This window comes from Aeromicrobium sp. Sec7.5 (assembly GCF_036867135.1).
Classification (GTDB): domain Bacteria; phylum Actinomycetota; class Actinomycetes; order Propionibacteriales; family Nocardioidaceae; genus Aeromicrobium.
In genome coordinates this window covers 425,426-450,046 of record NZ_JBAJIJ010000002.1, presented here as the reverse complement: position 1 = coordinate 450,046, position 24,621 = coordinate 425,426, and the positions used below count along the sequence as shown (strand labels likewise).

23 protein-coding genes and 2 riboswitches are annotated in these 24,621 nt (G+C 71.9%); of the genes, 15 read left to right on the top strand and 8 right to left on the bottom strand.

The features are described from left to right. Positions 1-42: 42 nt before the first annotated feature. Positions 43-213, bottom strand: a riboswitch (cobalamin riboswitch). Between the two features lie 24 nt (positions 214-237). The 3 genes from V6S66_RS15530 (at position 238) to cobF (ending at position 5,524) form a co-directional block, all read left to right on the top strand. Next, positions 238-879, top strand: a complete 642-nt coding sequence (locus V6S66_RS15530) for a (2Fe-2S)-binding protein (protein WP_334207690.1) — start codon at positions 238-240, stop codon at positions 877-879. Positions 880-898: 19 nt separating this feature from the next. Next, positions 899-1,044, top strand: a riboswitch (cobalamin riboswitch). Positions 1,045-1,074: 30 nt separating this feature from the next. Further along, the gene (gene cobN, locus V6S66_RS15525) at positions 1,075-4,680 is read left to right on the top strand and encodes a cobaltochelatase subunit CobN (RefSeq protein ID WP_334207689.1); all 3,606 of its coding nucleotides are present in this window, start codon (positions 1,075-1,077) and stop codon (positions 4,678-4,680) included. A gap of 13 nt (positions 4,681-4,693) precedes the next feature. Continuing rightward, the gene (cobF, locus tag V6S66_RS15520; protein ID WP_334207688.1) at positions 4,694-5,524 is read left to right on the top strand and encodes a precorrin-6A synthase (deacetylating); all 831 of its coding nucleotides are present in this window, start codon (positions 4,694-4,696) and stop codon (positions 5,522-5,524) included. 112 nt (positions 5,525-5,636) lie between these two features. Here cobF and V6S66_RS15515 read toward each other — a convergent pair whose 3' ends face one another. Continuing rightward, positions 5,637-6,272 (bottom strand): DUF2461 domain-containing protein, encoded by a 636-nt coding sequence (locus tag V6S66_RS15515; RefSeq protein ID WP_334207687.1) that lies wholly within the window; start codon positions 6,270-6,272, stop codon positions 5,637-5,639. Positions 6,273-6,391: 119 nt separating this feature from the next. Between V6S66_RS15515 and V6S66_RS15510 the strand changes: the two genes are divergently transcribed. The 8 genes from V6S66_RS15510 (at position 6,392) to V6S66_RS15475 (ending at position 15,172) form a co-directional block, all read left to right on the top strand. After that, on the top strand, positions 6,392-7,933 hold the full coding sequence (locus V6S66_RS15510) for a pyridoxal phosphate-dependent decarboxylase family protein (RefSeq protein WP_334207686.1): 1,542 nt from the start codon (positions 6,392-6,394) through the stop codon (positions 7,931-7,933). Between the two features lie 76 nt (positions 7,934-8,009). Further along, the gene (locus V6S66_RS15505) at positions 8,010-9,305 is read left to right on the top strand and encodes a lysine N(6)-hydroxylase/L-ornithine N(5)-oxygenase family protein (protein ID WP_334207685.1); all 1,296 of its coding nucleotides are present in this window, start codon (positions 8,010-8,012) and stop codon (positions 9,303-9,305) included. Beyond that, positions 9,302-9,880 (top strand): GNAT family N-acetyltransferase, encoded by a 579-nt coding sequence (locus V6S66_RS15500; protein ID WP_334207684.1) that lies wholly within the window; start codon positions 9,302-9,304, stop codon positions 9,878-9,880. The genes V6S66_RS15505 and V6S66_RS15500 overlap by 4 nt, the downstream gene beginning before the upstream one ends. After that, on the top strand, positions 9,867-11,690 hold the full coding sequence (locus tag V6S66_RS15495; protein ID WP_334207683.1) for an IucA/IucC family protein: 1,824 nt from the start codon (positions 9,867-9,869) through the stop codon (positions 11,688-11,690). The genes V6S66_RS15500 and V6S66_RS15495 overlap by 14 nt, the downstream gene beginning before the upstream one ends. Next, positions 11,687-13,720: a penicillin acylase family protein gene (locus V6S66_RS15490; protein ID WP_334207682.1), complete on the top strand. Its 2,034-nt coding sequence runs from the start codon at positions 11,687-11,689 to the stop codon at positions 13,718-13,720. Before V6S66_RS15495 ends, V6S66_RS15490 begins: the two co-directional genes overlap by 4 nt. Continuing rightward, entirely contained in the window at positions 13,717-14,238 is a 522-nt protein-coding gene (locus V6S66_RS15485) for a GNAT family N-acetyltransferase (protein WP_334207681.1), read from the top strand. The genes V6S66_RS15490 and V6S66_RS15485 overlap by 4 nt, the downstream gene beginning before the upstream one ends. Before the next feature lie 85 nt (positions 14,239-14,323). Further along, positions 14,324-14,455: a hypothetical protein gene (locus V6S66_RS15480; protein ID WP_334207680.1), complete on the top strand. Its 132-nt coding sequence runs from the start codon at positions 14,324-14,326 to the stop codon at positions 14,453-14,455. Between the two features lie 33 nt (positions 14,456-14,488). Further along, positions 14,489-15,172 (top strand): metal-dependent transcriptional regulator, encoded by a 684-nt coding sequence (locus V6S66_RS15475; RefSeq protein ID WP_334207679.1) that lies wholly within the window; start codon positions 14,489-14,491, stop codon positions 15,170-15,172. Between the two features lie 25 nt (positions 15,173-15,197). Here V6S66_RS15475 and V6S66_RS15470 read toward each other — a convergent pair whose 3' ends face one another. Further along, on the bottom strand, positions 15,198-16,040 hold the full coding sequence (locus tag V6S66_RS15470; protein WP_334207678.1) for an SCO6745 family protein: 843 nt from the start codon (positions 16,038-16,040) through the stop codon (positions 15,198-15,200). Positions 16,041-16,100: 60 nt separating this feature from the next. Between V6S66_RS15470 and rraA the strand changes: the two genes are divergently transcribed. Further along, positions 16,101-16,571: a ribonuclease E activity regulator RraA gene (gene rraA / locus V6S66_RS15465; protein WP_334207677.1), complete on the top strand. Its 471-nt coding sequence runs from the start codon at positions 16,101-16,103 to the stop codon at positions 16,569-16,571. Between the two features lie 35 nt (positions 16,572-16,606). Here the strand turns inward: rraA and V6S66_RS15460 are convergent, their stop codons facing one another. Beyond that, positions 16,607-18,061 carry an MFS transporter gene (locus V6S66_RS15460; protein WP_334207676.1) on the bottom strand — a complete coding sequence of 485 codons (1,455 nt, stop codon included), beginning with the start codon at positions 18,059-18,061 and terminating at the stop codon, positions 16,607-16,609. A 109-nt stretch (positions 18,062-18,170) separates the two neighbouring features. On the opposite strand from V6S66_RS15460, the gene V6S66_RS15455 reads away from it, so the two are divergent. Beyond that, positions 18,171-18,887, top strand: a complete 717-nt coding sequence (locus V6S66_RS15455) for a TetR/AcrR family transcriptional regulator (protein ID WP_334207675.1) — start codon at positions 18,171-18,173, stop codon at positions 18,885-18,887. An 8-nt stretch (positions 18,888-18,895) separates the two neighbouring features. Here the strand turns inward: V6S66_RS15455 and V6S66_RS15450 are convergent, their stop codons facing one another. The 4 genes from V6S66_RS15450 to V6S66_RS15435 form a co-directional block, all read right to left on the bottom strand. Beyond that, positions 18,896-19,360, bottom strand: a complete 465-nt coding sequence (locus V6S66_RS15450; RefSeq protein ID WP_334207674.1) for a hypothetical protein — start codon at positions 19,358-19,360, stop codon at positions 18,896-18,898. 99 nt (positions 19,361-19,459) lie between these two features. Continuing rightward, on the bottom strand, positions 19,460-20,218 hold the full coding sequence (locus V6S66_RS15445; protein WP_334207673.1) for an MBL fold metallo-hydrolase: 759 nt from the start codon (positions 20,216-20,218) through the stop codon (positions 19,460-19,462). A 44-nt stretch (positions 20,219-20,262) separates the two neighbouring features. Then, positions 20,263-20,715, bottom strand: a complete 453-nt coding sequence (locus V6S66_RS15440) for a universal stress protein (protein WP_334207672.1) — start codon at positions 20,713-20,715, stop codon at positions 20,263-20,265. A gap of 29 nt (positions 20,716-20,744) precedes the next feature. After that, on the bottom strand, positions 20,745-22,142 hold the full coding sequence (locus V6S66_RS15435; RefSeq protein WP_334207671.1) for an APC family permease: 1,398 nt from the start codon (positions 22,140-22,142) through the stop codon (positions 20,745-20,747). A gap of 141 nt (positions 22,143-22,283) precedes the next feature. Between V6S66_RS15435 and cobU the strand changes: the two genes are divergently transcribed. Both cobU and V6S66_RS15425 read left to right on the top strand, forming a co-directional pair. Next, complete coding sequence (gene cobU / locus V6S66_RS15430) at positions 22,284-22,814, top strand: bifunctional adenosylcobinamide kinase/adenosylcobinamide-phosphate guanylyltransferase (protein ID WP_334207670.1); 531 nt, start codon at positions 22,284-22,286, stop codon at positions 22,812-22,814. Positions 22,815-22,830: 16 nt separating this feature from the next. After that, a complete protein-coding gene (locus V6S66_RS15425) occupies positions 22,831-23,715 on the top strand; it encodes an alpha/beta hydrolase (protein WP_334207669.1) in 885 nt (294 codons plus the stop codon). On the opposite strand, the gene V6S66_RS15420 is transcribed toward V6S66_RS15425, so the two are convergent. Next, positions 23,708-24,559, bottom strand: a complete 852-nt coding sequence (locus tag V6S66_RS15420) for an oxygenase MpaB family protein (RefSeq protein WP_334207668.1) — start codon at positions 24,557-24,559, stop codon at positions 23,708-23,710. The two genes, V6S66_RS15425 and V6S66_RS15420, sit on opposite strands and share 8 nt — an antisense overlap. Between the last annotated feature and the right edge of the window lie 62 nt (positions 24,560-24,621).

Genomic DNA, 24,621 nt, shown 5'->3' with positions numbered 1-24,621 from the left:
CATCGGTGGTCCGTTCGCGAGACCCGGGGGACGCACCGCGACGGACGTCGCGGCGTGCCAGCAGGTCTTCGGACTCGGGATCACCCTCACGGAACGCCTTCCCAGGACCCCCGAAGGAGTCCCAGTGACGTCTGTCCCGCTCGTCACCCTCACCGCTGCGCGTCAGTCCCGGAGTCACACCGGATTCCCTTGCGCTGGCGATCGCACCTTAGCCGAGGGGCAGTACCGTGACGGCCCATGGGGGCGACGGGGCTGGCGCGGCTGGGGCCGTTCTTCGTCGTCGAGCCGCTCGACGACGGCCCGTGGCGACCGGTCGACGGCCTCGTCTCCGGGCCCGCCCTGGCGGAGCGGGTTCGCTGGACCCGCGACGCGTTGCAGGTGCGATCGGGCGTGGACGTCGAGGAGCGCGTGGCCGCGTCGACGGCGTCGCTCGGGATCTTCGCGCGAGTGCTCTCGCCCGCGATCGGCGCGGCGCTGCTCGGCGTGCCGGCCCCGGATCCCCGGTCGTTCTCATGGCAGCCCGTCGAAGGCGGACCGATGCGGCTCGCGGCCCCGACCTGGGGACGGCACACGCCGAGCGAGGCCGTCGACGTGCTGATCTCGCCGCTCGTCGAACGCCTCGACTCCGAGCACGGCGTCTCGACGAAGATCGGCTGGGGCAATGCCGTCTCGGCCGTGCACGGCGCCGCCCGCATGGTCGCCCAGGCCGATCCCGCCCTCGCACCGGCAGCCGGACGGTTGCTCCTCGACCTGCTCGAGCACCCGCTCCTGAGTGGTACCGCCGACGTGGGCCCGCCGTTCGTGCGCCGCTCCTGCTGCCTCTACTACCGCCTGCCCGGCGGCGGGTACTGCGGCGACTGCGTGCTCGCCCACTCCTGACGGGCCTGTCGGGAGCGGGGCGCAGTCGGTCACCTGAGGCGGATACGCTGGCGCCACCGTCCGCGTGGATCCAGGAACCCGGTGCAAGTCCGGGGCGGTTCCGCCACTGTGAGCCGGTCGTTCGCGACCGGTCAGCCAGACACTGACCACCGGACTCCCGTCATCCATGGGGCGAGAACCCCGGAGGAGCACGTCATGACGCGCATCGCGCTGCTGTCCACGTCCGACACCGACCTGCTGTCGGCCCGCGCGAGTGGCGCCGACTACCTGTGGGCCAACCCGTCCCGCCAGGTCGAGGGACACCAGTCCATGGCCGAGGCGATCGAGGCCTCGGACCTCGTGATCGCCCGCGTGCTCGGCTCGCCCCAGGACCTGTGCGCCGGCTTCGACCGCATCCGATCCACGGGCAAGCCGATGATCGTGCTCGGCGGCGAGCTCACCCCCAACGCCGAGCTCATGGAGATGTCGACCGTGCCGGTCGGCGTCGCCGCAGAGGCGCACCGCTACCTCGTCGAGGGCGGGCCGGCCAACCTCACGCAGCTGCACGCCTTCGCCTCCGACACCGTGCTGCTCACCGGCGAGGGCTTCGAGCCGCCGCACCAGGTGCCGACCTGGGGCTGGCTCGACCGCGAGTCGAAGGACACCGACCTGCCCCGCGTGGGCGTGCTGTTCTACCGCGCGCACCACACCGCGGGCAACGAGGACTTCGCGCACGCGCTCGCCGACGCGATCGACGCCACGGGCGAGGCCGTCGGCCTGCCGGTGTTCTCGAGCTCGCTCCGCTCCGCCCCCGACGACCTCTACGCGGCGCTCGGCTCGCTCGACGCGCTGATCGTCACGGTGCTGGCCGCCGGCGGCTCCACCCCCGCCGCGTCCTCGGCCGGCGGCGACGACGAGGCCTGGGACGTCGCCCGCATGGCGGCGCTCGACATCCCGATCCTCCAGGGCTTGTGCCTCACGTCGAGCCGCGAGGAGTGGCTCGCCAACGACGACGGCGTCACGCCGCTCGACTCGGCCAACCAGATCGCGATCCCGGAGTTCGACGGCCGCATCATCACGGCGCCGTTCTCGTTCAAGGAGATCGACGAGGACGGCCTGCCCCGCTACGTGGCCGATCCCGAGCGCTGCGACCGTGTGGCCCGCATCGCGGCGCACCACGCCCGCCTGGGTCACGTGCCCGCGTCCGAGCGTCGCGTCGCGCTGATGCTCTCGGCCTACCCCACCAAGCACAGCCGCGTCGGCAATGCGGTGGGCCTCGACACCCCGGTGTCGACCGTGCGTCTGCTGCGCCGCATGGCCGAGGCCGGCTACGACCTCGGCGAGGGCAACGAGGTCCTGCGCATCATCGCGATGGACGACGACACCGCCGCCGGTGACGCGCTGATCCACACGCTGATCGACGCGGGCGGCCAGGACGAGGAGTGGCTGACGAGCGCGCAGCTCACCGACTCGCACGTGCGGATCACACCCGAGCAGTACGAGGAGTGGACCGCCGACCTCCCGCAGGACCTCAAAGACGAGATCGTCGAGGCCTGGGGCGCGGCGCCCGGCACGTTGTTCGTCAACGCCGACGGCCACATCGTGCTCGCGACGCTCCAGGCCGGCAACGTCGTGCTGCTGATCCAGCCGCCCCGCGGCTTCGGCGAGAACCCCGTCGCGATCTACCACGACCCCGACATGGCGCCCTCGCACCACTACCTCGCGGCGTACCGCTGGCTGCGGGCGCAGCCCGACCGCGGCGGCTTCGGCGCGCACGCCGTCGTGCACCTGGGCAAGCACGGCTCGATGGAGTGGCTGCCGGGCAAGAACGCTGCACTGTCGGCCTCGTGCGCGACCGACGCCGCGATCGCCGACATGCCCCTGATCTACCCGTTCCTCGTCAACGACCCGGGCGAGGGCGCGCAGGCCAAGCGCCGCGCGCACGCCGTGATCGTCGACCACCTGATCCCGCCGATGGCGCGGGCCGAGACGTACGGCGACATCGCCCGGCTCGAGCAGCTGCTCGACGAGTACGGCAACATCGCCGCGATGGACCCGGCCAAGCTGCCGGCGATCCGCGGCGAGATCTGGACGCTGATGCGCTCGGCCGAGATGCACCGCGACCTCGGCCTCGACGAGCAGCCCGACGACGAGTCGTTCGACGACTTCATCATGCACGTCGACGGCTGGCTCTGCGAGATCAAGGACGTCCAGATCCGCGACGGCCTGCACGTGCTGGGGCAGGCGCCAGTCGACTCGGTGCAGGTCGACCTGGTGCTCGCGATCCTGCGCGCCTCGCAGGTGTGGGGCGGGGAGTCCGGGGCGGTCCCCGGCCTGCGCGCCGCGTTGGGTCTGAAGGACGGCGAGGCCACCTCGGCGGTCGACGCGATCGAGGCCCAGGCCCGTGCGCTGGTCGAGGGCCTGGCGGCCTCCGGCTGGGACGCGGCCGCGGCCACCGGCCTCCACGACGACCCGGGCGTGCAGAGCGTGCTGCAGTTCGCCGCCACGCAGGTCGTGCCCCGGCTCGACGGCACCCGAGGCGAGCTCGACGCGATCCTGCACGCGCTCGAGGGCGGCTTCATCCCGGCCGGTCCGTCGGGCTCCCCGCTGCGGGGGCTCGTCAACGTGCTCCCCACGGGCCGCAACTTCTACACCGTCGACCCGCGCGCCGTCCCGTCGCGCCTGGCGTGGGGCACGGGTCAGGCCATGGCCGAGTCGCTCCTCGCGAAGTACCTCGAGGAGACCGGCGAGTACCCGGCCTCGGTGGGGCTGTCGGTGTGGGGCACATCGGCGATGCGCACGAGCGGCGACGACATCGCCGAGGTGCTGGCCCTGCTGGGCGTCCGCCCGGTGTGGGACGAGGCGTCCCGCCGCGTCGGCGACCTCGAGGTCGTCTCGCTCGAGGAGCTGGGCCGCCCCCGCATCGACGTCACGGTGCGCATCTCGGGATTCTTCCGCGACGCGTTCCCGCACGTCGTGGCGATGCTCGACGACGCCGTGCGGCTCGTGGCGGGCCTCGACGAGCCCGCCGACCGCAACTTCGTGCGTGCCCACACGCAGGCCGACCTCGCCGAGCACGGTGACGACCGGCGCGCGACGACCCGTATCTTCGGCTCGGCCCCCGGGTCCTACGGTGCGGGCATCCTGCAGCTCGTGGAGTCGGGCACGTGGCGCGATGACGCGGATCTCGCCGAGGTGTACACGGCCTGGGGCGGCTTCGCCTACGGCCGCGACCTCTCCGGCGTGCCGGCGGCCGACGACATGCGCACGTCGTACAAGCGCATCAAGGTCGCCGCGAAGAACATCGACACCCGCGAGCACGACATCGCCGACTCCGACGACTACTACCAGTACCACGGCGGCATGGTCGCCACCGTGCGCGCGCTGACGGGCTCCGACCCCAAGGCCTACGTCGGCGACTCCACCTCGCCCGACGCGGTCCGCACCCGCACGCTGCAGGAGGAGACCAACCGCGTCTTCCGCTCGCGCGTCGTCAACCCGCGCTGGATCGGCGCGATGCGTCGCCACGGCTACAAGGGCGCGTTCGAGCTGGCGGCCACGGTCGACTACCTGTTCGGCTTCGACGCCACGGCCGGCGTGGTGCACGACTGGATGTACGAGTCGCTCGCGAAGGAGTACGTGCTCGACCCCGAGACGCAGGAGTTCATGCGCACGTCGAACCCGTGGGCGCTGCGGGGGATCGTCGAGAAGCTCGACGAGGCAGCCAAGCGTGGCCTGTGGGCCGAGCCCGACCCGGAGGTCGTGGCCGCGATGCACGCGGTCTACCTCGAGGTCGAGGGCGACCTGGAGGACCGGGCGTGACGGGGATCGACTGGTGGTGAGCCCGGCCGCTCAGCGCCTGCGCTTGGTCGGCATCGGCTGCGGCGACCCCGGGCACCTGACGGTCGAGGCGGTCGAGGCGCTGCGGTCGGCGTCGTTCGCGTTGGTCACCGTCAAGCGTGAGGGCGACCCCTTGGCGGCGGCCCGCCGCGCGATCCTCGACCGCTACGCCCCGGACCTGCGCGTCGTCGAGGTCGTCGACCCCGAGCGCGACCGGACGGAGCGCTCGACGGCGACGGTGGGTGACTACGAAGGCGTCGTGTCCGACTGGCACGAGGCCCGCGCCGCCGCCTGGGAGTCCGCCCTGACCGCCGCCTGGACCGACCCAGATTTGCGCCCAGTTGTGCAGTTCGTCGATGGCGATTCCGCACAACTGGGCGCAAATCTGGGTGCGGGGGTCCTGCTGGTGTGGGGTGACCCGGCGTTCTACGACTCGACGATCCGGGTGGTCGAGCGGGTGCTGGCGCGGGGCTCGCTGGACTTCGCGTGGGATGTCCTGCCGGGGATCTCCGCGCTGCAGCTGCTCGCGGCCCGACACCGCATCGTGCTGCACGAGGTGGGCCAGCCGATCACCGTCACGACGGCGCGGCGCCTGCGCGAGGCGGTCGACGGCGGCGCCGACAACGTGCTCGTGTTCCTGACGGGCCGCCTCGACCTCGCCGGCCTCGAGGACTGGACCATCTGGTGGGGCGCCAACCTCGGCGCCGACTCCGAGCGCCTCGTGTCGGGCCGGGTCGGCGACGTCGTGCCCGCGATCGAGTCCGCCCGTGTCGAGGCGAAGGCTGCCTCCGGCTGGGTCATGGACCTCTATCTCCTCCGCCGCTGAACTCCGCCCCGTGAGGTGCGACGAAGGAGCCTCGAAAGGGGTACCGCCACCAACCGAGGCTTCGAGGCTCGTGCGCCAGAGCGCACTCACACCTCAGCCACCGGAAGTGGCCTCAGCCGCGGACGTGGAGGCCGACCCAGTCGAGCAGCGGCTGCGTCTCGCGCCAGTCGGCGCGCACGACGTCGAGCAGGGCGGGCGTGCCCACGACGTCGGGACCGAAGCCGCGATCGCGGCGCACCGTCAGCGACTTGTGGCGCAGCAGGTCGATCCGTGGGTGGTCGGCGTCGTAGCCGCGGGGCGAGGTCTTGAGCCGCTGCCCACCGCGCACCCACCCGGCTGACTCGAGCGTCTCGACGATCGCCTCCAGCTCGGCGCCGAACGTGTCGTGCACGATCGCCTCGCGCAGGCTCGCGACGCGTGCGGGGGAGGCGTCGTAGAACCCGGCGCCGGTCGCGATTCCTGGCGCACCGACCTGCACGTAGTAGCCGAGCGACGGGCCGACCGCGACGAAGATCCCCTGGTGGGTCTTGTAGGGCGTCTTGTCCTTGCTGAACCGGACGTCGCGGTACGGCCGGAAGATCTTGGCCTGGCCGAACTCGTTGCCGAGCGCAGCCACGAATGCCTTCGCCGGTGCCGCGACGTGCTCGTCGTAGCGGTGCCGGTTCTCGGTCCAGAAGGTCTTGGTGTTGTCGGCCTCGAGGTCGTCGTAGAAGTCGAGCGCAGCCTCGGGGAATCCGTCGAACGTCACCGCTCGAGCCTACGCACCGGCGGTGATCGGTCCGCGGTGTGATCCATGTCGCTTGCGCCGGACGGGTCCGCAGGGTCTAAGTTAGGCAAGGCTTTCCAACTGACCCGAAAGGACCAGGCGTGCCTCCCTCGGACCACCTGCTCACGATCGACTCGATCGACGAGTACGCCGCGACGCTGCACCGCGGCGTCGACCACCTCGCGCGCCACCTGTCGGGCCTCGAGCGTCCCTTCTCCGGGGTCACGCCCGCCGAGTCCGCGGCCAAGGTCGGCCCGGTCGACCTCGACGGCCCCACACTCGACCTCGAGGGCGTGCTCGCCGAGCTGAGCGAGGTCTACCTCGACGACGCGGTCTGGTTCCACGACCCCCGCTACGCCGCCCACCTCAACTGCCCCGTGGCCGTGCCGGCGCTGCTGGCCGAGGTGTTCGTCTCGGCCGTCAACTCCTCCCTCGACACGTGGGACCAGAGCGCCGGCGGCACCCTGATCGAGCGCAGGCTCGTCGACTGGACCGCCGGCCGCATCGGCTTCGACGCGGAGGCCGACGGCATCTTCACGAGCGGCGGCACGCAGTCGAACCTGCAGGCGCTCCTGCTCGCCCGGGGCCAGGCGTGCCTCGCCGAGAGCGACCCCACGGCACCGCTGGCGGCCACGCTCGCGCGCCTGCGCATCTTCGCCACGGCCGAGAGCCACTTCAGCGTGCAGAAGGCCGCGAGCGTCATGGGACTCGGGGCCGAGGCGGTCGTGCTCGTGCCCACCGACCACCTGCACCGCATGGACCCGTTCGCCCTCGCCGACGCGCTGGCCAGCGCTGCGGCGCACGACCTGCTGCCGATGGCGGTCGTCGCCACCGCCGGCACCACCGACCTCGGCGCGATCGACCCGATCGACCGCATCGCCGACGTCTGCGCGGCCCAGGCAGGGGTGCCGGGCCCTGGGCGGCAAGATGAGTACGGGGTGCCGGGCCCTGGGCGGCAAGATGGGCAGAGCACCTGGCTCCACGTCGACGCCGCGTACGGGGGAGGCCTGCTGGCCTCGACCAGGCGCCGTCACCTTCTCGCCGGCATCGAGCGGGCCGACTCGGTCACGATCGACTTCCACAAGACGTGGTTTCAGCCGGTCAGCTCCAGCGCGATCATCGTGCGCGACGCCGAGACGATGCGGCATGTCACGTGGCACGCCGACTACCTCAACCCCAAGGCCGCGCAGCTGCCCAACCAGGTCGACAAGAGCATGCAGACGACGCGCCGCTTCGATGCGTTGAAGCTCTGGACGACGCTGCGCATGACCGGTGCCGACGCGATCGGCGACATGTTCGACACGACGATCGACCTGGCCCGCGAGCTCTTCTGGGTCCTGACCGACGACGAGTGGGCGGCTGACTTCGAGGTCGCGATGCAGCCCACGCTCTCGACCGTGGTCTTCCGCTTCCGGCCGGTCGAGATCGACCCCGCGGACGCCTCGGCGCTCAACACCCGCATCCGCCGCGAGCTGTTCGCCGGTGGTGAGGGGATCGTCGCGTCGACGACGTTCCACGGCGAGACCTGGCTCAAGCTGACGCTCCTCAACCCCACGGCCACGGTCGGCGGGCTCTGCGACCTGCTCGACCTGGTGCGCACGACGGGCCACCGCCTCCTCGACACGACCGAGGTCACCCGATGAGCGAGCATCAGCGAGCGATCCATCGGATCCTCATCGCGACATCGCCATACCGTTCTTCCCTCATGGAGGTGTCGCGATGAGCACCCACGACGTCATCGGCATCGGGGTCGGTCCGTTCAACCTCGGGCTCGCCGCGCTCGCCGAGCCGCTCCACGACCTCGACGCGGTCTTCCTGGAGTCGCGCGACCAGTTCGAGTGGCACCCGGGCATGGTGCTCGAGGACGCGACGCTGCAGGTGCCCTTCATGGCCGACCTGGTCACGATGGCCGACCCCACGTCGCGGTTCTCGTACCTGAACTTCCTCAAGCAGGTCGGCCGCCTCTACCCGTTCTACATCCGCGAGAGCTTCTACCCGCTGCGGTCGGAGTTCGTGGAGTACGGCCGCTGGGTCGCCGAGCAGCTGGACGGCGTGCACTTCGGTCGGCACGTCACCGAGGTCACGCACGACGGCGAGCAGTACGTCGTGCGCGCCCGGGTGGGGCAGGAGACGCAGACCTACCGCGCCCCGCGCCTCGTGCTCGGCACGGGCTCGACGCCGTACGTGCCGCCGGCCGCGGCGGAGCACCTCACGAGCGACGCGCCGGCCGTGCACTCCTCGGCGTACGTGCAGAACCGCGACGCGCTGCTGGCCCGAGGGAGCGTCACGATCGTGGGCAGCGGCCAGAGCGCGGCCGAGATCTACCTCGACCTGCTCACGGCGGGCGGGCCCCAGGTCACGTGGATCACGCGGTCGCCGCGGTTCTTCCCGATGGAGTACACCAAGCTCACGCTGGAGATGACCTCGCCGGAGTACACCGCGTACTTCCAGGGGCTCCCCGACGTCACCCGCGAGACGCTCCTGCGCGAGCAGCGCAGCCTCTACAAGGGCATCAGCGGCGACCTCGTCGACACGATCTACGACACGCTCTACCGCCTCCGCGCCCAGGGTCGCTGCGACACCCGCCTGCTGACCGCCACGGAGCTCACCGACCTCACGTGGGACGGCGACGAGTTCTCGCTTCGCCTGCGGCACGCCGAGACCGGTGAGGCCTTCGGCTCGACCACCGGCGCCGTCGTCCTGGCGACGGGGTACCGCTCGGTCGTGCCCACGTTCACGGACGGCGTCCGCGACCGCATCCGGTGGGACGAGCGCGGGCGCTACGCCGCGAGCGCCGACTACCAGGTCGGCACCCACCCCGGCGAGATCTGGGTGCAGAACGGTGAGGAGCACACGCACGGCTTCGTGGCGCCCGACCTCGGCATGGGTGCGTTCCGCAGCTCGGTCATCCTCAACTCGATGCTGGACCGCGAGGTGTACCCCGTCGAGACGCGCATCGCGGTGCAGGAGTTCGGCACGCCGTCGTGGGCCCGGCTGCGGGAGGGAGCGCGGTGAGCGCCCGAGGCGCGATCGGGCTCGAGCCGCTCGACCTCGACCGGCACCTGGAGCTGCTGCACGCGTGGGTCACGCACCCGCGGTCGGTGTACTGGCAGATGCAGGACGCGTCGCTCGAGGACGTGCACGCGGAGTACGCGGCGATCGCGGCGAATCCTCACCACGAGGCCCGGATCGGCACGGTCGACGGTGCGCCGGCGTTCCTCGTCGAGCGGTACGACCCGGCGCACTCCGAGCTGGCGGGCCACCTCGCGCCCACCGACGGCGACGTCGGCATGCACGTCCTCGTCGCGCCCCTCGCAACGGGGGCCGAGCCGGTCGCCGGCCACACCGACGCGATCTTCGCCGCGGTCATGGCCTGGCTGTTCGAGGACCCCGCCGTCACGCGCGTCGTCGTCGAGCCCGACGCCCGCAACGAGGCGATCCGGGCCAAGAACGTCGCTGCCGGTTTCGTCGAGCTGCAGGAGATCGAGCTGCCCACCAAGACCGCGATGCTCAGCACGTGTAGCCGCGAGGCCTTCGCCGCGAGTTCCCTCGGTGTCGAGCAGAGCGGAGGCGCCCGTGCCCTCGTCTGACACCCTCGCGCCGGTGATCGACCCGAGCTCGGCGCACCTCGAGCCGGCCGCGATGGAGGCGGCGCACCGCCACCTCGTCGCCAAGATCCTGGCCGAGCTGACGCACGAGCGTCTGCTCACGCCACAGGCGGTCGCGGGACACGTCGACACCTGGGTCGTCCGCACCGAGGGCGGTTCCGAATACCGCTTCCGCGGCCGGGTGCACCACCTCGAGCACTGGACGATCGACCCCGCCAGCATCGAGCGGCGGGCCGGCGCGGAGCTGGCCGCGGTCGACGCGATGGACGTCGTGGTCGACCTCGCGCCGGTGCTCGGCATCCCTGACGCGCTGCTGCCGGTGTACCTCGAGGAGGTGGCCTCCACTCTGCAGTCGGCGGCGTGGAAGCGCACGCACCACCGGCTCACGTCGGCCGATCTCGTGCACGCCGACCTGCCCACGATCGAGGCGGCGATGACCGAGGGCCACCCGGCCTTCATCGCCAACAACGGGCGCATCGGCTTCTCGCTCGACGACTTCGCGGCGTACGCGCCGGAGGCCGGGGCGCCGGTGCACCTGCAGTGGACCGCGGTGCGACGCAGCCTCGCGCACCTCTCGGTCGGCGAGGGCTGGGACGAGGCGTCGCTGTGGGCCCACGAGCTCGACGACGACCTGGTCGCGGGCTGGCGCGAGCTGCTGCGTGGCCTGGGCGAGGACCCCGACGACTACCTCTTCGCACCCGCGCACCCGTGGCAGTGGCAGCACAAGCTCGCCATCACCTTCGCCCCCGACGTGGCCCGCCGCGACATCGTGCCGCTCGGCCCGGGGCGCGACGACCACCGCGCGCAGCAGTCGATCCGCACGTTCCTCAACGCCTCCGACCCGGCGCGCCACTACGTCAAGACGGCGCTCTCGATCCAGAACATGGGCTTCCTGCGCGGGCTCTCGCCGCACTACATGCGTCCGACCCCGGCCATCAACGACTGGGTGGCCGGCCGCGTGCGCACCGATCCGGAGCTGCAGGAGTGCGGCTTCGACGTGCTGCGGGAGGTCGCCGCGATCGGCTACACCGGCGGCGCCTACCAGCGGCTGCCGCGGCCGTCGGCCCACCAGAAGATGTTCGCGGCGCTGTGGCGCGAGAGCGCCACGTCCCGCCTGCGCGAGGGCGAGCGCGCGGCCACGATGGCCTCCCTCCTGCACCGTGATGCCGACGGCGTGAGCCTGGTGTCGCAGCTCGTGGCCGCCTCGGGCCTGTCGGCCGCCGACTGGCTCTCCCGCTACCTCCGCGCGTACCTGCGGCCCCTCGTCCACTGCCTCGCGCAGCACCGGCTGGCCTTCATGCCGCACGGCGAGAACCTGATCCTCGTGCTGCGCGACCACGCGCCCGTGCGGGTGCTCATGAAGGACGTCGGCGAGGAGGTCGCGGTCTTCGCCGGGCCGGACGGGTCCGGGGTGGAGCTGCCCGACGACATTGCCCGCATCAAGGTCGACGTCGATCCCGACCTGCAGGTGCTGTCGATCCTGACCGACGCAGTCGACGGGTTCCTGCGCTTCCTCGCCGCGATCTGCGCCGACGACGGGCTGCTGTCCGACGACGACTTCTGGTCGCTCGCGCGCGAGGTCGTGCAGCAGCACGCCGCCGATCACCCCGAGCTCACCGACCGCCTTGCGGAGCTCGACGTCCTCCGGCCCCGGTTCGCCCACTCGTGCCTGAACCGGCTGCAGCTGCGCAACACGCTGCAGATGGTCGACCTCGCCGACCAGGCGTCGTCGCTCATCATGGCCGGCGAGCTCACCAACCCGATGGCCGTCGTGCGGAGCCGCGGGGCGTGAGCATCGAGCACGATCCGCACGGTGTCCCCGTCATCCGCGGCGCGTCCCTCCTGGAGGTCGCGCGCGAGCAGGGACGCTCGGTCGCGCGCGAGCGCGGGTGGCAGATCGAGCTCGAGCGGCTCCGGGGGGAGGGCCGCACGGCCGAGCTGCTCGGCACCGCGGGCGTGCCCTGGGACGTGTTCGCCCGGCGTTCCCTGCTCGAGGAGGTCGCCAAGCACGCCTACCGCGGCCTCGACGCGACGAGCCGGGCGTTCGTCGACGCGTTCGTCGACGGCGTCAACGGTGGCCTGCTGGCGTCGCCGACCCCGCCCGAGCTGGCCCGCGTCGGCGCCCGGCCGGGGGAGTGGAAGCCATGGACGCCGCTCGCGGTGTTCCTCGTGCAGCACGTGCTGTTCGCGACGTTCCCCACGAAGTGGTGGCGCGAGCGGCTCGCGACCGTCGTGGGCGAGGACGCCGTGGCGCTGTTCGACCTCGAGGGTCCCGTCTGGTCGGGCTCCAATGCGTGGGCGGTCGGCGGCGATCGCACCGCGTCGGGCCTGCCGATCGTGGCCGGCGACCCGCACCGCCTGATCGAGTCGCCCGGCGTCTACCAGCAGGTGCGCCTCGTAGGTCCGGACTTCGACGTCGTGGGCCTGACCTTCCCGGGTGTGCCGGGGGTGCAGCACTTCGCACACACGGGTCACGTCGCGTGGGGGATCACGAACGCGATGGCCGACTACCAGGACCTCTACGTCGAACGCCTGCGTCGCGACGAGACTGGTGTCATCGGGGAGGGCCTCATGGTCGAGGGGCCCGACGGCTGGTACGACGCCGACACCTCGACGAGTCGCGTGCAGGTGCGTGGCGGCCCACCGGTCGATGTCGAGATCATCGTGACCCGCAACGGGCCGGTGGTCCACGGCGGTCCGGGCGAGCGCGCCTACGCGTTGCGCACGCCGTCGTTCGCGCTGCGCGACCTCGGGTTCTCGGCCCTCGTGCCGCTGTTGCACGCGCGGACGGTCGACGACGTGGAGACCGCCTTCGCCGCCTGGGTCGAGCCGGTCAACGACGTGCTGGTCGCGGACACGACCGGGGCCGTGCGCCACCTCACGGCGGGCCGGGTCCCGGTGCGCGCCGAGGCGAACCGGCAGCGACCCGTCCCCGCCTGGGAGCCCGGGCACGAGTGGACCGGGTGGGCCGACGCGATGCCGCGGCACGACGTCCCCGCCGACGGGTTCGTCGTCACCGCCAACGAGCGCCGGGGCGAGGCGCCCTGGCTCGGCATCGAGTTCGCACCACCGCACCGGGCCCGCCGGATCGCCGAGCTGCTCGCCGCCGACGCGAAGGTCGACGCGACCCTCTGCGCGCGCATCCAGACCGACACGTTCCTGCCGACGGCGGCCCGGCTGCAGGGACTCGTCGCCGACCTGGCGTCGCTCAGCCCCGGCGCCGGCCGGTGGCGTGACGCGATCGTCGCCTGGGACGGCCACATGGACGCCGACAGCATCGGAGCCGGCGCCTTCGGGGCGTGGCGAAGCGAGCTGGTGCGGCGCATCGCTGCCGCCGACGCCTTGGCGGGGCTCGAGGGCACTCCGGAGGCCGGGCCCCTCTTCGAGCCGTGGTTCCTCGTCGCGACCCGGGTCATGACGGGCCTCGACGCGATCGTCGTCGACGGCGGCCGCGTCCTCGGCGTGGACCTCGTCGAGCTCGCCCGTGAGGCGCTCGAGGCGCTGGGGGAGTCGGAGCCCGCGACGTGGGGCAGTCGGCACACGCTCTGGCCGCTCAGCGCCACCGACGAGCCGCCGCCGCGCACCGTGCGGCTCTCGGGCGACCTCGACTGCGTCCTCTCCACCACCGCGGCGCCGACGCTCGACGACCTGTGCTTCCGCGGCCCGGTCGCCCGCTACGTGTGGGACCTGGCCGACCGGTCCGCCGGAGGATGGGTCGTGCCGCTCGGCGCCAGCGGGCTCGGCGACACCGACCACGCCTTCGACCAGCTCGACGCCTGGGCGGACGGTCACCTGATCAGCCTTCCGGAGGACGCACCGTGACCCCGACCTTGACCGTCCGACCGATCGACCCGGTCGCGGACGCGGACGCGATCCACCGCTGGGTCACCGAGGACCGCGGCAGCTTCTGGATGATGAGCGAGTACACGCTCGAAGAGGTCCGGGAGGTGTACACGTGGCTCGACGAGCAGCCCACCCACACGGCCTCGTTCGTCCTCGCCGACGGAGCGCCGGCTGCGATCGTGCAGACCTATCGCGTCGACGCCGAGGTCGAGCCGATCTCGCAGCTGATCGACCACCGCCCCGGCGACCTCGGCATCCACTTCTTCGTCGCCGGAGGCGACACGCACCGCGAGGGCTGGACGGCGAGCCTGGTCGCGGCGGGAGCCCGGCACGTGCTGGCCGACCGCTCGATCCGGCGGCTCGTGCTCGACCCCGACGTGGACAACACCGCCGCGATCGACCTCGCCGAGCGCTTCGGCGCGGTGCGCGGACCGATCGTCGACCTCGGTCACAAGACCGCGCAGGTCCTGCTCCTCGACGCCGCGTCGCTGCGCTGAACCCAGCCGATCGGGGGAGTTCGGTGCACCGAACTTCCCTGATCGGGTCTGGCAGCCATCGCGAGATGGGTGTACCGTCCATCCCATGGTGGACCTGTCGATGAGGCTCTACGTGGCGCAGGAGCCGCGTCAGCAGCTGCAGCGCGGTCTCGCCCGCACCGCCGCCTTCGTCGCGGTGTTCTGTGCGATCCCCGGCGTGGCCGCCCTCTTCGGCTGAACCCCACCCCGCTGCTGTCCTAGACTCCGCACCATGTCGGTCACGTCGGTCGGGGACCTCACCCCCAGCGTGCAGAACTACCTCAAGGCCATCTGGAGCCTGCAGGAGTGGACCACCGACCCCGTCACCGCGAGCCGTATCGCCGCACGGGTCGAGCTCCGCACGTCCACCGTCTCCGGGGCCCTCGCCAAGCTGACCGAGCAGGGACTCGTCGAGCACGACCGCTACGGCACCGTCGAGCTGACGCCGGCTGGCCGCACGATGGCGCTCGCGATGGTGCGCCGGCACCGCTTGATCGAGACGTTCCTGGTCAAGGTGCTCGACTACTCGTGGGACCAGGTCGACGACGAGGCCGAGCACCTCGAGCACGCGGTGTCCGACTTCATGGTCGACCGCATCGACGAGGTGCTCGGTCGGCCCACGCGCGACCCGCACGGCGACCCGATCCCCGACGCTGCCGGCGTCATCACGATGCCCGACGCGGTGCGACTCACGGGGGTGGACGCCGGGTCGGCGGTCCGCGTCGAGCGCATCTCCGACCGCGACCCCGGGCTGCTGCAGCACCTGGAGTTCGCGGGCGTCCTGCCCGGCGCCCAGCTCATGGTCGGTGAGGGCGAGCCGTACTCGGGCGCGATCGAGGTGCGGGTCGGCGACGGCGACGGCGTCAACCTCGGCACCTCCGCGACCGACGCCGTCTTCGTGACGATCCTCGGCTGACCTCACTCGGAGCAGCGGAGAGGACCTACGGCTGCGGGACGCCCGTCGGGTTGGGGTAGAAGATCACGCCGGTGGACTCGATCGAGCGGGCCATCGGCACCAGCGCGGGGACGAGGGCGTACGCACGGGCCGTGCCCTCCTGGTCGAGCCCGGCTCCGCACGAACGGTCGGTCGCGTCCTCGAGACGCTCCCGCGCCGCGCGGCCCGTCTCCGTCGCCTCGGTGCCGTCGACCCAGCCGAACTGCTGCAGACGGTCGAAGGCCGCGGCCCACTGCTCCTCGGTCCAGCCGCGAGAGCGGTATTGGTCGTGGGTCACGAGCCCGACGGCGGCAGCCAGCGCGTTCGACTCGGCACCGCCCAGCCCGGCCGCGGTGAGGACCGCGACGTGCGAGTCACCCCGGTACTCGCGCAGCACGGTGGCCGCGTGCCAGAGCTTCCCGAGCGGATCGGTCGGTGCCGGCACGCTGCGGTGGGCCGCGGCGAGCGGCCGGCCGGCGAGGTCGAGCATCCCGGCGAGCTGGTGGAGGGCGTCGGCCGTGCGGGCGACGTCGACGTCCGCGGGCAGGTCGACGAAGCCACGCTCCAGCGCCTCGCGGGCGCCGTCGAGGCGGGCCGTCAGCACGGCGTCGGGGGTGGTGCGGTCCCACGCGTCGGGCAGGGCCCGCCCGACCCGGCCGGGCGCGAAGCCGTGGAACAGGGCGGTGGCGACCTCCGGGCCGACCGCCCCGAGAGCGCCTCCGCGCGAGGCGCAGTAGCCCATCCAGAAGCCCCGCAGGCCCAGCTGCTCGTAACGCTCGATCGCCTCCGGTGCGAAGTACACGACGTCGTGGATGGCCTCGATGCTCCGCCAGAATTCCCGGGTGGTCATGACCTGAACCTACGGTGTCGCCGGGACCCGCACTGCGGGGTGCCCGATAGCGTCCGGGTCATGACCTTCACGACCCCTGACCTGTGCGACGAGCTGGGCGAGGCGGCGCGGGTCCTCGCGGCCGGCTTCCGCGACTTCGGCGGACGCGAGGTGTTCGACGGCCCGGTGCGCACGGTTCGGTGCCTCGGGGACAACTCGCGCGTCAAGGAGCTGCTGGCCACGCCGGGGGACGGCGCGGTCCTGGTGGTCGACGGCGGCGGGTCGCTCTCGGTCGCGCTGCTCGGCGACATGATCGCCGAGGGTGCGGTGGCCGAGGGCTGGGTCGGTGTCGTGATCGAGGGCGCCGTCCGTGACGTCGAGATCCTTCGCACCCTCCCGTTCGGGGTGCGTGCGCTCGGCTCGGTCCCGCGCCGGTCCGACCGCCAGGGTCGTGGCGAGGTCGATGTCCCCGTCACGGTCGGCGGCGTGCGCGTCGAGGTGGGCGACCACCTCTACGCCGATGCCACCGGAATCCTCGTCACCCGCCCCTGAACCCCCGAGAGGTGACCACATCTGGGCGGTCGGGGTCAGGGGTGCTCCTCGACGGTGCGGGAGTCGGTCAGGGTCAGGGCGCCCCAGCCCGCGACGAGCCCGACCACGACGGCCAGCGCGCCGAACATCACGCGCTCGCCGTGGAAGAACGAATCGACCAGGTCGCTGGTCCACGCACCGGACGGTAGGCGGGTCGTCACGAGCAGCGCGATGAGCGTGCCGACGACGGCCGTGCCGACGCTCGTGCCGACCTCCTGCGCGGTGTCGTTGAGCGCCGTGCCCATGGACGTCCGGTTGGCCGGCATGGCCTCGACCAGGGCGACGGCGCAGATCGTCATGACGGTGCGCAGCCCGATCGTCATGACGACCAGCGAGACGGCGATCGCGAGGTAGCCGTGCTCGACGCCCCAGGCCATGCCGACGAGCGACGTGGTGAGGAAGCCGACGCCGACCAGGCAGGCGATGCGGTGGCCGAACCGTTTGGCCAGCGACTCCGACAGCGGCGAGGCCAGGATCATCGTGACGATGAGCGGCAGGTTGGCCAGTCCGGCGCGGACCGGGCTCCAGCCGTAGGCGTACTGGAAGTGCAGGATCAGCCCGAACATGACCCCGGCCATCGCGATCGAGGTGCCGACCTGGGCGATCGCAGCACCGCGGACCGTCCCGTTGCGGAACAGTCCGAGGTCGAGCATGGGCGACGGCGTCCGGCGCTCGTGCCACATGAAGGCGCCCAGGGCGACGGCGGCCCCGACGACCGTCAGGAGCGTCGTCGCGGCGAGCCACCCGTGCTCCACGGCGGTCGTGAGGGTGTAGCAGGCCAGGCCGATCGCGGCGATGCTCAGCACGGCACCGGGCAGGTCGAGCCGGTCGTCGGTCAGGTCCTCCCGGCGGTCGGGTGCGACGCCCTTCCAGACACCGATGCCGGCGATGAGCGCGATCGGCGCGTTGACGACGAGCAGCCACTCCCAGCTGACGTGGGCGAGTGCGGTGCCGCCGAGCAGCGGTCCGAGCACGAAGCCCGACAGTCCAACGGTGATCATCAGCGTCATGGCGCGCATGCGCAGTGCCTGGTCCTCGAAGAGCCGAAACACGAGCGAGTTCGTGATGGGTGCCATGGCTGCGGCGCAGATGCCCAGGGCGGCGCGCAGGGCGATGAGCTCGCCCGCGGTCGACACGAGCACGACGAACAGGCTCAGCACGCCGAACGCTGCGAGTCCGACGAGCAGCACGCGTCGCCGGCCGAGTCGGTCGGCGGTCGCGCCGGCGGTGAGGAGCAGCCCGCCGAAGGTCAGCGAGTAGGCCCCGGTGATCCACTGCAGGGTCGTGGTCTCCCCGCCGAGGTCGCGACCGATCGTGGGCAGCGCGATCGTCAGCAGCGTGTTGTCGACCATCTCGACGAAGAACGCCAGGCACAGAGCGGCGAGCGGGATCCACGCCGCACGTAGCGACGGGTAGGTGCGGCTGGGGGTGGGAGTCGTGGTGGTGGTCATCGCGACCCGCCTCCTCTCGGAAGTTATCGAACAACGTTCGAGTTTCGAACGTCGTTCGATAACATAGAACGTTGTTCGATGTTGCGCAAGGTGTGGTGGGATGTGCGTCATGGCACCACCCAGGGAGCGACCCGCCGCGCGCCGGCGAAGTGGTCGTCCGCGCGTCACGCACTCGATGAACGCGGTGCTGACCGAGGCGGTCGCGCTGCTCGACGAGGCCGGCGAGCCGGCGCTCACCTTCCGGGCCCTGGCCGAGCGTCTCGGCGGCGGGGTCGCCAGCATCTACTGGTACGTCTCGAGCAAGGACGAGCTGCTCGACCGCGCCACCGACCACGTGCTCGAGCGCGTGCTCGCCGACGTCGCGCGCCTGCCCGCCACCGACGAACCGATCGACGATCTCCGCAGTGTTGCGCTGACGTTGTTCGACGCGGTTGTCGACCGGCCGTGGCTCGGCGCCTACTTCATGCGCAACACGGCTCTGCAGCCTTCTGGTCTGAAGATGTACGACCGACTCGGACGAGAGGTGCTGCGGCTCGAGGGCCTGACGCCCCTGCAGCAGTTCCACGCTGTGTCGGCGGTCATCGGCTTCGTCGTGGGCACGGCGGCCGACCTCGGTCAGGAGCCGCCGCGCGAGGTGCTCGAAGGCAAGGTCGGTCGTGCGGAGTATCTCGAGCGGTTTGCCGACCAATGGCGAGCGCTCGACGCCGATGAGTTCCCCTTCGTGACGCACATCGTCGAGGAGTTCTCCGGGCACGACGACGCTGTCCAGTTCCGGGCGGGGCTTGACCTCTTGCTGGCCGGGCTCCGGCTGCAGGCCGGACTCTGACGTCGGACCTAGTCGGCAGTCGACTCCTGACGATCCCGTGACCTCCGCCTGATCGCGGATCTCGCCGTCAGGGCACCGATCGCGCCGACCGCGGCCAGCAGGACGATGCCGGTGATGACCGCCGCCGTCTCCGTCCGTGGCGCGCCTCGGCCCTGTCCCACCATCTCGTCGGGAGCCACGAGGCACATGGCCCCGAGGAGTCCGATGAAGGCCGTGGTCAGGGCCAGGGTCGCCGACACGGCCGTGGCCGAGGTGGTCCACTCCAGCATCACGGCACCGAACGCGAGGAAGAGTGCGGTCATCACGAGCATCAAGGTCGGCGCCGCGAGGTTGACGACCAGTCGGCTCGACTCCGCCCACAGCGGTTCGCCCGTCGTGGCCCAGCGCGCGGCCGTCGCGACCGGCAGCATCACGCCGAAGGCGAGGAAGACCCAGCCGGTCGCCCGGTCGTTCAGGGACGGCTCATGGCTCACGCGACCACTCTCGCACGACGCGACGGCGGGGTGCGGGTCTCGGACGGGGTGCCTCAACCGACCCAGGCTTCGAGGCTCGTCGCCAGGGCTCCTCGCACCTCAACCACCGGTGGTGGGAAACGCCCGCTCGTCGTGGGCGTTGACGACCGTCACGTCGGGGTCGGCGTGCAGCGCGGCCAGCGCGGCATGGTTGATCTTGAGCCGCTTCGGGAGGCGCACGACGGTCTTCTCGAACGCGCGGAGGATGCCGACCTTCGCGAGCGAGGGGTCGTAGTGGCTGGCGTCGAACACCGCGTCCCCGGCGTGCACGACCAGCCCCGACTCACCCTCGACCGTGACCGCCGCATGCCCACGCGTGTGGCCGATCATCGGCACGAGGGTGATGCCGTCGAGCACCTGGATCGCCGACAGTCCGTGCCGCCACGGGTCGCCCTCGCCGGCGTGGCTCTGGACGACCGGGGATCCGCCGAGGTGGGCGGAGCGGTAGCGCGACTTCTCGATCGCCTTGATGTCGGAGGTCGCTGCCGCCCACTCGGCCGCGGTGGTGTGCCAGGTGGCCTGCGGGAAGTCGAGCGCACCGCCGACGTGGTCGAAGTCGAGATGCGTCAGCACGACGTGGGCGACGTCGGCCGGGTCGAACCCGGCGGCCTCGACGGCGTCGATGGCCGTCACGCCCGCCTTCGGCCGCAGCAGGTGACGGGCCGGTCCGAGCCGCTTCGGGTCCGCCAGGTCGGCGCGACCGAGCCCGCTGTCGACCAGCACCAGGCCGTCCGGGTGCTCCACGAGCAGGACGTGGCAGATGATCGGGGGGCCCAGCGGCGGCGCCATGCGCCCCGCGACGAGATGGTGGACGCGCATGCCGCGATGCTAGGCCCGCGAGCGCTCCCGCAGGTCCCGATCGCCTACTTCTTCTTGGCAGGCTTCTTGCGGGCGGCGGGGCGGTGGACGAGCACGGGCGCGGTGGCCTGGTTGAGCACCTTGTTCGCGACCGAGCCCATCAGCACGGCCTGGGTGCGGGTGCTGCTGCTCGCGAGCACGATGAGGCCGGAGCCGAACCGTGTGGCGGCCTTGAGGATCTCGTTCGCCGGCGACCCGCCGTAGACGTGGGTCGAGACGGGCGGACCCCAGTCGGTGAGCTCCGCGGCGACGCTCAGCACGGCCTTCTCGGCCGACGCGCGGAACGACATCTCGTCGATGCTGGAGTCGTCGTCGGTCGCGAACGGGACGGCCGCCAGGGGGCTCACGACGGCGACGACCGAGACCTTCGTGACGGTCTTCGCGGCGACGGTCTTGCGCAGGAACTTCGCCGCGTCGTGGGACTGGCGAGATCCGTCGGTGGCAACGAGGACGTGCATGGCAACCCCTAGTGGTGTGTGAGCTCAGGTCAGCCGGTGAGCTCGGCCGGATCGATGGACTGCGGGTCGCCCGACATGGCGAGCCGGTTGATGAAGTACAGGACGACACCCAAGGCCAGAATGCCACCGCACCAGACCAGAGAGCCAGGGTCGTCGATCGCGGTGTAGATCAGGATCGCGACGTTCGCGACCACGCCGAGGTACAGCAGGAAGGTCGGGGCGCTGTAGTTCTCGTGGTCGACGCCGGAACCACGACGCAGGACGAGTGCGGCGAGGCAGACCACGCCGTAGACGACGATCAGGAACAGCACCGTCACGGTGGCGAGACGATCGACGTCGGCCGTGGCGAGCAGCAGGCACACCAGGCTCGCGGTGAAGATGATCGCGACCCACGGCGTGCGCCGGGTGGCGTGGGTGCGGGCGAAGATCCGGGGCACGATGCCCTGCTTCGCCATGCCGTACATGATCCGCGACTGGGCGACGAGGGAGACGAGCGCGGTGTTGGTGACGGCGACCAGCGCAATGACGGCGAAGACCTCGTCGGGGACCGCGAGCGGCCCGGCCTGGACGACGGTCAGGAGGCTGCCGCCCTCGCCGCTGTCGGCCGCGAGGTCCTCGATCGGGGCGACCATCGAGGCGATGAACGCGATGACCATGTAGAGGACGCCGGCCGTGGCCATGCCGCCCAGCAGTGCCTTCGGGAAGACCTTGCTCGGCTCACGGACCTCCTCGGCGATGTTCGCCGCGTTCTCGAACCCGGTCATCGCGAAGAACGCCAGGGCCACGCCGCTCAGCACCACGAGCGCCGGGTTGCCGTCATTGAGGTCGAACGGCTGGCTGAAGTCCGCGTCGCCGCTGACGACCACCAGGATGCCGACGAGCAGGACGATCGCGAGCCCGACCGTCTCGACGGCCGTCATGATGGCGTTGGCCCACACCGACTCGCTGATGCCGCGGAAGTTCAGCAGCGACAGGACGATGATGAAGACGATGGCCACGGCAGTCGTGGACATGCCCTCGAGGATCGTGCCCTCGGTGACCGACTCGAAGTAGGTGCCGCCGAAGACCCGGGCGAGCGTGCCCGCCGCGGCGATCGTGGCGGCGAGCAGGCAGAACGTCACGAGGAACGTCACGGGCGGGCTCTTGAACGCCTTGTGCGTGTAGAGAGCGGCGCCGGCGGCCTGGGGGTACTTCGTGATCAGCTCGGCGTAGGCGAACCCGGTCAGGAGGGCGACGGAGACGCCGATGACGAACGACAGCCAGAACGCGCCTCCCACCGTGAACGCCATGACGCCGATGAGGGCGTAGATGCCGGACCCGAGCACGTCGCCGAGCACGTAGAAGAACAGGAGCGGCCCGCCGATGGCCCGCTGCAGCTCCTCGGTGGGTGCCGGTCCTCGACCGGACGACGTCGGGGCATCGGTCATGAGCGTGCTCCTCGTCCAACGTGGTGCGGCCGTTCCCGACACTCTGGCACCGCGGTCCGGGGCCGCAACTCGGCACTGATGCCGGGGATCTCGGTGGCCTACCCTGAGGTGACTGACGGGGCCGACCGACGGAGGTGGCGCATGAAGGTGCTCGTGACCGGAGGAGCTCGCTCGGGCAAGTCCTTCCACGCGGAGTCGTTGGTGGTCGGCGAGCCGGTCGTCACCTACGTGGCTCCGGGCCCCGCGCCCGAGGTCGAGGACGACCCCGACTGGGCGGCGCGCGTCGCCTCGCACCGGTCGCGCCGACCGGCGCACTGGGCCACGGTGGAGTCGGTCGAGCTGCCGGACGCCATCGCCGCCGCCGAGGGCGCGGTGATCGTCGACTGCCTGGGCACCTGGATCACCGCCCAGCTCGACGAGCTCGACGCGTGGGACGCCCTGCAGGACGACTGGGAGCCCGTGCTGCGCGAGCGCATCGCCGCGGTCGCGCGCGCCGTGGCCGAGAGCGAGCAGCCGATCGTCGTGGTCACGAACGAGGTCGGCATGGGCGTGGTGCCCGAACACCGGTCGGGTCGGCTGTTCCGTGACATGCTCGGGCGCGCCAACCAAGCCGTCGCGGCCGAGTGCGACCAGGTGCTCCTCGTCGTCGCCGGCCGAGTCCTGACCCTCTGACCGATCGGACCCCGCCATGCGCACCACCGTGACCTTCGACGTGCAGGGAACCACCGTGGAGGCCTGGGCCTACGCACCGGACGACCCCGCCGGGCCGGTTCCGGTCGTCGTGCTCGGTCACGGGCTCGGCTACGTGAAGTCGGCCGGTCTCGACGCCTTCGCGAGCCGGTTCGTCGAGGCCGGCTACGCGGCGCTGGCGTTCGACTACCGCAGCTTCGGCGGAAGCGGGGGCGAGCCGCGCCAGGTGCTCTCGGTCAAGCGCCAGCTGGAGGACTGGGACGCCGCGATCGCGTTCGCCCGCACGCTGCCCGGCGTCGATCCGGATCGCGTCGTGGTGTGGGGCACGAGCTTCGGCGGCGGCCACGCCCTGACGCTGGCGCACCGGTCCGACCTCGCCGCCGCGATCGCCCAGTGCCCGTTCACCGACGGCATCGCCTCGCTGCGGGTGGTGCCCACGCTGACCTCGCTCAAGGTGACCTGGACGGCACTCCGGGATCTCGTCGCGCGCCTGTTCCGCCGTGATCCGGTCTACATCGCCGGTTCAGCCCCCGCTGGGGGGACCGCGATGATGACCGCGCCCGATGCCGAGCCGGCCATGCGGGTGCTCACGGCCGACGCCCCGGACTTCGAGAACCGGATGGCGGGCCGCGCCGCGGTCGAGGTCATGCTCTACGGGCCCGGCCGCAAGGTGAAGGGCATCCGCACGCCAGTGCTGGCAGCGGTCTGCGACCGCGACACCGTGGCGCCGTCACGCACGGCGACCCGCCAGCTCGCGCGGTCGTCGGCGATCGAGGTGCGTCACCACGATGTGGGTCACTTCGAGATCTACCTCGGCGAACCGTTCGAGGCGGCCGTCGCCGACTACCTCGAGTTCCTCGAGCGCGTCGTCCCGGTCAGCTGACGCTCGACGCCGGAGGCGTCATGGCCCAGCGGATCGTGCGGACCGCGGTCTCGCCGCCGAGGCGGATCGCGGTCGACTCCGAGACGGGGAGCCAGGGCAGGCGCAGCGGCAGCCGGGCCCATCGGGGCAGCAGCCCCACGGCGGCGCCGGCGAGCAGTGCGTAGGGCGCGCGCAGCGGCAGCGGGACCGGTGGGTTGACCAGGAGGAAGCGCGCGGTCCGACGGGCTGCCGGTGTGCTCCGCAGCTCCGACCGGTAGCCGGCCAGCGCCTGCTCGAGCTCGGCGACCGATGCGGGGACGTCCTCGGCGCCGAGCTGCCGGGCGACGACGGCCGCCTCGGCCAGGTACTGGTCGCGTCCTGCGGCGTCGAGGGGCTTCGCTCCGTATCGGTTGTGCGCACGCAGGAAGCTGTCGACCTCGGCGACGTGCACCCAGCGCAGCAGGTGCGGGTCGGACGCCCGGTACGGCCGACCGTCGGGCGCCGTGCCGGTGATGGTGTCGTGGACCGCACGAACCGCGCGGACCATGCGGTCGGCATCGGCCTCGGTGCCGAACGTCGTGGTGGCGAGGAAGTGGCTCGTGCGCTGCAGGCGGCCCCACGGGTCACCCCGGAAGCCCGAGTGCTGGTCGACCGCGGCCATCGCGAGGGGGTGCAGCGACTGCAGCAGCAGCGCCCGGATGCCGCCGATGAACATCGAGGCGTCACCGTGCACCTGCACGATCGCCGAGTCGGGACCGAACCGACGCGGCCCGTCGGCGAAGTGGATGCGGTCGCGGTGCGCCGGGCCGTCGTCGCCCGCGACGCGGGCGAAGATCAGCTCGCCGAGCTTCGCGCGGGGGTCCATGCCGCCAGTGTGCCTCGGGGGCCCTCGTCGCGCCGCTCGACGGCTCAGGGCGACTAGCCTGA

What these genes read in the sequence shown, in the direction of transcription:
- V6S66_RS15475 (WP_334207679.1), top strand. Translation starts at nt 14,489, where the DNA reads ATGTCGGTCACGTCGGTCGGGGACCTCACCCCCAGCGTGCAGAACTAC.
- V6S66_RS15420 (WP_334207668.1), bottom strand. Translation starts at nt 24,559, where the DNA reads ATGGACCCCCGCGCGAAGCTCGGCGAGCTGATCTTCGCCCGCGTCGCG.
- V6S66_RS15505 (WP_334207685.1), top strand. Translation starts at nt 8,010, where the DNA reads ATGAGCACCCACGACGTCATCGGCATCGGGGTCGGTCCGTTCAACCTC.
- V6S66_RS15440 (WP_334207672.1), bottom strand. Translation starts at nt 20,715, where the DNA reads ATGCACGTCCTCGTTGCCACCGACGGATCTCGCCAGTCCCACGACGCG.
- V6S66_RS15480 (WP_334207680.1), top strand. Translation starts at nt 14,324, where the DNA reads ATGGTGGACCTGTCGATGAGGCTCTACGTGGCGCAGGAGCCGCGTCAG.
- V6S66_RS15460 (WP_334207676.1), bottom strand. Translation starts at nt 18,061, where the DNA reads ATGACCACCACCACGACTCCCACCCCCAGCCGCACCTACCCGTCGCTA.
- V6S66_RS15455 (WP_334207675.1), top strand. Translation starts at nt 18,171, where the DNA reads ATGGCACCACCCAGGGAGCGACCCGCCGCGCGCCGGCGAAGTGGTCGT.
- V6S66_RS15435 (WP_334207671.1), bottom strand. Translation starts at nt 22,142, where the DNA reads ATGACCGATGCCCCGACGTCGTCCGGTCGAGGACCGGCACCCACCGAG.
- V6S66_RS15470 (WP_334207678.1), bottom strand. Translation starts at nt 16,040, where the DNA reads ATGACCACCCGGGAATTCTGGCGGAGCATCGAGGCCATCCACGACGTC.
- cobN (WP_334207689.1), top strand. Translation starts at nt 1,075, where the DNA reads ATGACGCGCATCGCGCTGCTGTCCACGTCCGACACCGACCTGCTGTCG.
- rraA (WP_334207677.1), top strand. Translation starts at nt 16,101, where the DNA reads ATGACCTTCACGACCCCTGACCTGTGCGACGAGCTGGGCGAGGCGGCG.
- V6S66_RS15530 (WP_334207690.1), top strand. Translation starts at nt 238, where the DNA reads ATGGGGGCGACGGGGCTGGCGCGGCTGGGGCCGTTCTTCGTCGTCGAG.
- cobU (WP_334207670.1), top strand. Translation starts at nt 22,284, where the DNA reads ATGAAGGTGCTCGTGACCGGAGGAGCTCGCTCGGGCAAGTCCTTCCAC.
- V6S66_RS15425 (WP_334207669.1), top strand. Translation starts at nt 22,831, where the DNA reads ATGCGCACCACCGTGACCTTCGACGTGCAGGGAACCACCGTGGAGGCC.
- V6S66_RS15445 (WP_334207673.1), bottom strand. Translation starts at nt 20,218, where the DNA reads ATGCGCGTCCACCATCTCGTCGCGGGGCGCATGGCGCCGCCGCTGGGC.